The sequence below is a fragment of the Mesorhizobium sp. M7D.F.Ca.US.004.03.1.1 genome, from assembly GCF_003998635.1.
In the GTDB taxonomy this organism is placed as follows: domain Bacteria; phylum Pseudomonadota; class Alphaproteobacteria; order Rhizobiales; family Rhizobiaceae; genus Mesorhizobium; species Mesorhizobium loti.
In genome coordinates this window covers 1-6,180 of sequence record NZ_RZQG01000320.1, presented here as the reverse complement: position 1 = coordinate 6,180, position 6,180 = coordinate 1, and the positions used below count along the sequence as shown (strand labels likewise).

Annotated in this window: 6 protein-coding genes; 4 read left to right on the top strand and 2 right to left on the bottom strand. The window is 62.0% G+C overall.

The window, feature by feature from the left end:
- Window positions 1-1,191: tetratricopeptide repeat protein (locus EN935_RS18425; protein WP_127373499.1), on the top strand; the 1,191-nt coding region annotated here is incomplete at its 5' end.
- Between the two features lie 100 nt (window positions 1,192-1,291).
- Here EN935_RS18425 and EN935_RS18420 read toward each other — a convergent pair.
- Window positions 1,292-1,753 (bottom strand): GNAT family N-acetyltransferase, encoded by a 462-nt coding sequence (locus tag EN935_RS18420; protein ID WP_127265200.1) that lies wholly within the window; start codon window positions 1,751-1,753, stop codon window positions 1,292-1,294.
- 201 nt (window positions 1,754-1,954) lie between these two features.
- Between EN935_RS18420 and EN935_RS18415 the strand changes: the two genes are divergently transcribed.
- Window positions 1,955-2,899: a glycine--tRNA ligase subunit alpha gene (locus tag EN935_RS18415; RefSeq protein ID WP_027035983.1), complete on the top strand. Its 945-nt coding sequence runs from the start codon at window positions 1,955-1,957 to the stop codon at window positions 2,897-2,899.
- 3 nt (window positions 2,900-2,902) lie between these two features.
- On the opposite strand, the gene EN935_RS40845 is transcribed toward EN935_RS18415, so the two are convergent.
- Complete coding sequence (locus tag EN935_RS40845) at window positions 2,903-3,079, bottom strand: hypothetical protein (protein ID WP_164548640.1); 177 nt, start codon at window positions 3,077-3,079, stop codon at window positions 2,903-2,905.
- Window positions 3,080-3,423: 344 nt separating this feature from the next.
- Here EN935_RS40845 and glyS point away from each other — a divergent pair, with 344 nt between their 5' ends.
- Together glyS and EN935_RS18405 are read left to right on the top strand one after the other, a co-directional pair.
- Entirely contained in the window at window positions 3,424-5,802 is a 2,379-nt protein-coding gene (gene glyS / locus EN935_RS18410; protein WP_127373498.1) for a glycine--tRNA ligase subunit beta, read from the top strand.
- Between the two features lie 109 nt (window positions 5,803-5,911).
- Window positions 5,912-6,180: ATPase (locus EN935_RS18405; protein ID WP_127373497.1), on the top strand; the 269-nt coding region annotated here is incomplete at its 3' end.

Genomic DNA, 6,180 nt, shown 5'->3' with positions numbered 1-6,180 from the left:
GCGATCTACGCCGCGACCATGCAGGACACCGCCGCCGGCGGCGCCGCTCCCGAAACCTGGATGCGCAACGCCCAGGCCTACGCGTCGTTCCTGGCCCGCAAGGGCGACAAGGCCAAGGCGCTGTCGGTGCTCGACCAGGCCGAGGCGTTTTCGCCGGGCAAGCTGGAGATCGTCGCCTTGCGCGACAGGATCGCCAAGGGCGACAAGATTGCGCCCTTCGCTACTGGCCCGTCGGACGGTGCCTCCGAGATTTTGCTCGACCTTGCCACCGCGCTCAACCGTGGCGGCGGCGAGCCGTTCGTTCGCCTCTATCTGCAATATGCGCTTGCCCTGAAGCCTGACAGCGACGCCGCCCTGGTGCAACTCGCTGCTGTATCCGAGCAGCTGAAGGATGGCGAGGGCGCCATTGCGCTCTATCGGCGGATCCCCGCTACCTCGCCGCTGAAGGAGCTTTCGGACCTGCAGCTCGGCCTCAACCTTGCCGATCTCGACCGTCACGAAGAAGCGATCACCCATCTGAAGGCCTTCGTCGACGCCCATCCCGACGACATGCGCGCCTATCTGGCGCTCGGCGGCGTCTATTCCTCGAAGGATGATTTCCGCTCGGCCGCCAATCTCTACGACAAGGCTGTCGATGTGCTGAAGACGCCGACTTCAGCCAACTGGAATATCTTCTACCAGCGCGGCATCGCATATGAGCGCCTGAAGGAATGGCCCAAGGCCGAGCCGAACTTCCGCAAGGCGCTGGAGCTGTTCCCCGACCAGCCGCAGGTGCTGAACTATCTCGGCTATTCCTGGGTCGACATGAACACCAACCTCAAGGAAGGCCTGGCGATGATCCAGAAGGCCGTCGACCTCAGGCCGAGCGACGGTTACATCGTCGATTCGCTGGGTTGGGCCTATTTCCGCCTCGGCAGGTTCGATGACGCCGTGCGCGAAATGGAACGCGCCGTGTCGCTGAAGCCGGAAGATCCGGTTCTGAACGATCACCTCGGCGATGCCTACTGGCGCGTCGGCCGCAAGCTGGAAGCAACTTTCCAGTGGAACCAGGCTCGCGACCTGAAGCCGGATCCCGATGTGCTGGCCACCTTGCAGCAGAAGCTGATGAAGGGCCTGCCGCCGATCGAATCCAACACGGCGCAGGAAACCCCGAAGGTCAAGCCAGAGCCGGTGCCCGCCCCGAAGGGGTGAAGTCGACTATTTTGAATACGAACGGGGCTCTTTTCGGAGCCCCGTTTTCGTTTGGGCCACATGCGCCCGCCCAGACGCTCGCCGATTTGCGGAGACGGCCTCAGAACATCTTCCGGTAGACGACAAACCCGGAGCGTTCGCCGACCTTGTCATAGAGCTTCATCGCCGTGTGATTGGTTTCATGCGTCAGCCAGTACACCCGACCTGAGCCGGCGGCCCAGGCACGCTCATAGACGCCCTCGATCAGCGCCCGGCCGATGCCTTTGCCACGCGAGGCCTGTGTGGTGAAAAGGTCCTGCAGGTAGCAATTCGGTGCGATCGACGTGGTGCTGCGATGGAAGAGATAGTGCACTAGGCCGAGAAGCTGTCCCTCGCTCTCGGCAACCAGCGCATGGACCGGCTCGTAGGCATCGAAGAAACGCGACCATGTCATCTGGGTGATCTCGCCCGGCAGGGCCGTTTCACCCGAGCGGCCATAAAATGCGTTGTAGCCGTCCCACAGCGGCAGCCATTGCTCGAAATCCCGGCGCATAACGGGACGGATGACGATCGGGCTGGGCATGGCTGGACCTGTTGTCATTGACATGGACGACGCATCGAACAGACCTCAGGCTGCCATGACCGGCAATGGGCCACGCCCTCGCAATGCTTTCAACATCGTCCCGCACGCTTCCGGCGATCCGCGCCGGCGCGCCTTGCTTGACGCTTTGCCGCCGTGTCTCTAGGACGTGCCGGCAAGCTAGCCCGTGCTGTCGAGGCCACCATGACTATTGAAATCCCCGCCCATATGCATCCCAGCCGCTCGTTCCAGGGGCTGATCCTGACCTTGCACAATTACTGGGCGGCCTATGGTTGCGTCATCTTGCAGCCCTACGACATGGAGGTCGGCGCCGGCACGTTTCATCCGGCAACGACGCTGCGCGCGCTTGGGCCAAAACGCTGGAATGCCGCCTATGTCCAGCCTTCGCGCCGTCCCAAGGATGGCCGCTATGGCGAGAACCCGAACCGGCTGCAGCATTATTACCAGTATCAGGTGATCCTGAAGCCCAACCCGCCCAACCTGCAGGAGCTCTATCTCGGTTCGCTGGCAGCGATCGGCGTCGACCCGTTGCTGCACGACATCCGCTTTGTCGAGGACGATTGGGAAAGCCCGACGCTGGGCGCCTGGGGCCTCGGCTGGGAGTGCTGGTGCGACGGCATGGAAGTGTCGCAGTTCACCTATTTCCAGCAGGTCTGCGGAATCGAATGCGCGCCGGTGGCCGGCGAGCTGACCTACGGGCTGGAGCGGCTGGCCATGTATGTGCAGGGCGTCGACAATGTCTACGACCTCAACTTCAACGGCCGCGAAGGCGCCGACAAGGTCACCTATGGCGATGTCTTCCTGCAGGCCGAGCAGGAATATTCGCGCCACAATTTCGAATACGCCAACACGGCGATGCTGCTGCGCCACTTCGAGGACGCCGAGGCCGAGTGCAAAGCGTTGCTCGATGCCGGCGCGCCGGCGTCTAACGACAATCTGCCGATGCATCGCATGGTTTTCCCGGCCTATGATCAGTGCATCAAGGCCAGCCATGTCTTCAACCTGCTCGACGCACGCGGTGTGATTTCGGTCACCGAACGGCAGAGCTACATCCTGCGGGTGCGCAATCTGGCGAAGGCCTGCGGCGAGGCATTTTTGAAGACGCAGGCGGGTGGCTTGGCAGCCTGAGTTTCAGACCCGTTTCATCATCTCGAAGGAAATGTTGATCGGCAGGACGTTCTGTGTGCCGGTACCGTCGATCGTGCGCAATGCCTGCCGCACGCCCGGCATCGAGAAGGCGCCATGGGCCTGCGCGGTGAAGCAGGCGCTGAGCGCGAGGATCTGCAGAAGTCTGGATGCCGTTTTCATGGTCGTTGAGCCAATAGTTCCCTGCCTGAGCGTGGGTCGCTTCAGCGCTGCGTTCGGTTCATGGAAATCTTTGATCCAAGGACGAGCGGGATCGTCTCGTCCCGACAGGGCGGCCAAGATTTCTGGAAATGGGCGCAAATCGGCGATCGGCGCGCGGAAAGGGTGACAGCGGCCAGCCGAGTTGCTATGCCCCGCCCGGACCATTTTGCCGCGTGAGCCCCATCCATGCCTGACCTGCTTCTAGAACTCCGCTCGGAAGAGATTCCTGCCCAGCCGCGCGACCGCAGCGCCGGAGGCGCGAGGACGCGCAAACAGGAAAATGGCATGCGGGCGGAGACACTCTGATGCCGGATTTGTTGCTCGAACTTCGTTCCGAGGAAATCCCTGCCCGCATGCAGCGCAAGGCGGCGGGTGATCTCAGGAAGATGCTGACCGACGGTCTGGTCGAGGCGGGACTGACCTATGAGGCGGCGCGCGAGTACTGGACGCCGCGGCGGCTGACGCTCGATATCAGGGGCCTGACCGCGCGCTCGAAGGATGTAAGCGAAGAGATCAAAGGACCTTCGACATCAGCGCCTGAACAGGCGATCCAGGGGTTCCTGCGCAAGGCCGGACTTGCTTCGATCGCCGAGGCGCATGTCCATTCCGATCCGAAGAAGGGTGACTTCTACGTCGCCCATATTTCGAAGCCGGGCAGGGCGGCCGAAAAGATTATCGCCGAGCTGGTGCCGGGCATCATCCGCAATTTTCCGTGGCCGAAATCGATGCGCTGGGGGCCGGCCTCGGCCAAGCCCGGCTCGCTGCGCTGGGTGCGGCCGCTGCAATCGATCCTGTGCACCTTCGGCCCGGAGACCGAGGAGCCTGTCGTGGTCGATTTCGAGATCGACGGCATCCGCTCGGGCAACGTCACCTATGGCCACCGCTTCCACGCGCCTGATGCCATTACGGTGCGCCGCTTCGACGACTATGTTTCCAAGCTGGAAGCGGCGAAGGTCGTGCTCGATGCCGACCGGCGCAAGGAGATCATCCTTGCCGACGCCCGCAATCTCGCTTTCGCCAACGGGCTCGACCTGGTTGAGGACGACGGGCTGCTGGAAGAGGTGTCCGGGCTGGTCGAATGGCCGGTCGTGCTGATGGGCGAGTTCGAGGAGGCTTTCCTGGCCATTCCGGCCGAGGTGATCCGGCTGACCATCCGCGCCAACCAGAAGTGCTTTGTCACGCGGCCGCAGGGTGTCGACGATGCGCTTTCCAACCGCTTCATCCTCACGGCCAACATCGAGGCCAAGGATGGCGGCAAGGAGATCGCCCACGGCAACGGCAAGGTGGTGCGCGCCCGTCTGTCCGACGCGCTTTATTTCTGGACGACCGATCAGGGCGATTTGCCTGATCTTGACCAGCTTGAAGCATCGGCGGAAAAGTTCGGGCTCGATCTGAAGAAACCGCTCGACCAGCGCATGGCCCGCCTCGACCATCTCGCCGTCACCTTTCACGCCAAGCTTGGCACGCAGGGCGAGCGGGTGGAGCGGATTGCCCGGCTTGCCGAGGAACTGGCGCCGATCGTCGGCGCCGATCCCGCACTGGCGCACCGTGCGGCTGTCTTAGCCAAGGCCGATCTCACCACTGAAGTCGTCGGCGAGTTCCCCGAGCTGCAAGGCGCAATAGGGCGCAAATATGCATTGCTGCAGGGCGAGCATGCTTCGGTCGCGGCAGCCATTGAGGAACACTACAAGCCACAAGGCCCATCCGACCGCGTACCGAGCGATCCGGTTTCGATCACCGTGGCACTTGCCGACAAGCTCGACACGCTGGCCGGCTTCTGGGCCATCGACGAAAAGCCGACCGGGTCGAAGGACCCCTATGCTTTGCGTCGAGCGGCGCTGGGTGTGGTGAGGATCATACTGGAAAACAGGATCAGGCTTTCCCTGGGTGTCGCCATTGCAGCGACGGTGGCCTCGGCGCTCGCCGCATATGAACGGTTCGGTGAGGGGGTTGAGAGCCGTGGTGTGGTCACGATGCTCGATTCCCGCATTCGCGAGTACAAGGGGGCAAGCCAGCTGTTGTCGGAAGCCGGCTTGATCTCCAGATTGTTGAAGGGCGGCTTGGCCAACGCAAATTCGGAAACCTTCGGCTCCGCCGATCAGGAACGAGAGTTCTTCGATGGCCAGCGTATGATGGAGTTGGAAGCATCGCTTTCGCCATTCGTTGCCGATCTCGTCGCCTTCTTCCACGACCGCTTGAAGGTCTACCTCCGTGACCAGGGTGCACGCCACGATCTGATTGATGCGGTCATCACACCGCAGTCCGATGACCTGCTGCAGATCGTCCGCCGCGTCGAGGCGCTGGGCTCCTTCCTCGATACAGAGGACGGCAAAAACCTGCTCGCCGGCACCAAGCGTGCGGCCAACATCCTGGCCGCCGAGGAGAAGAAAAAAACGGCGGTCGCCGAAACCGTTGAGCCGGCGCTGTTTCGCGAGGATACCGAGAAATTGCTGTTTGCGGCGGTGAATCAGGCTGAGAAGCAAGCCGGCGAAGCGATTCAAAACGATGACTTTTCCGGCGCCCTGTTGGCGCTTAGCGTTTTGCGTGAACCGGTTGATTCATTCTTTGAGCATGTACTCGTAAATGACGAGGACTTGTCCGTGCGCGCCAATCGCTTGGCGCTGCTCGCCCGCATCCGCGCGGCGACCGGTCAGGTCGCGGATTTCTCGAAGATAGCTGGTTGAGAAGCTAAGAAAAAATCTTCCGGTCGGCCGTTCGAGCCGGCTTACAGTCATATGACGATGATCTCTCCGTGGCAAAAGGGACATGTTCCCCAACCCCACGGAGGCTTCCATGAATTCCGATCACGAAATCGAAGTGACAGAAGAAACCCCGGCTCCCGCCGAGGCGCTTGAATCCGCTTCCGAAACCATCCTCGATCATGCCGCTGCCGCCGCGGTCGAAGCCGCTGACCTGTCGGATGACGACGAAGACGGCGACGATGAAGAAGGCGAAGATGAGGACGAAGACGACGCCGAGGACAGCGTGAAGGCTGAAGGCGACGACGAAAAGTCCGAAGAAGAAGCTGAAGACGGCGAGTCCGAAGAGGACGACGACAAGGA

Coding starts and splice junctions, on each gene's coding strand:
- EN935_RS18420 (WP_127265200.1), bottom strand. CDS start 1,753: ATGCCCAGCCCGATCGTCATCCGTCCCGTTATGCGCCGGGATTTCGAG.
- EN935_RS18415 (WP_027035983.1), top strand. CDS start 1,955: ATGACTATTGAAATCCCCGCCCATATGCATCCCAGCCGCTCGTTCCAG.
- EN935_RS40845 (WP_164548640.1), bottom strand. CDS start 3,079: ATGAAAACGGCATCCAGACTTCTGCAGATCCTCGCGCTCAGCGCCTGC.
- glyS (WP_127373498.1), top strand. CDS start 3,424: ATGCCGGATTTGTTGCTCGAACTTCGTTCCGAGGAAATCCCTGCCCGC.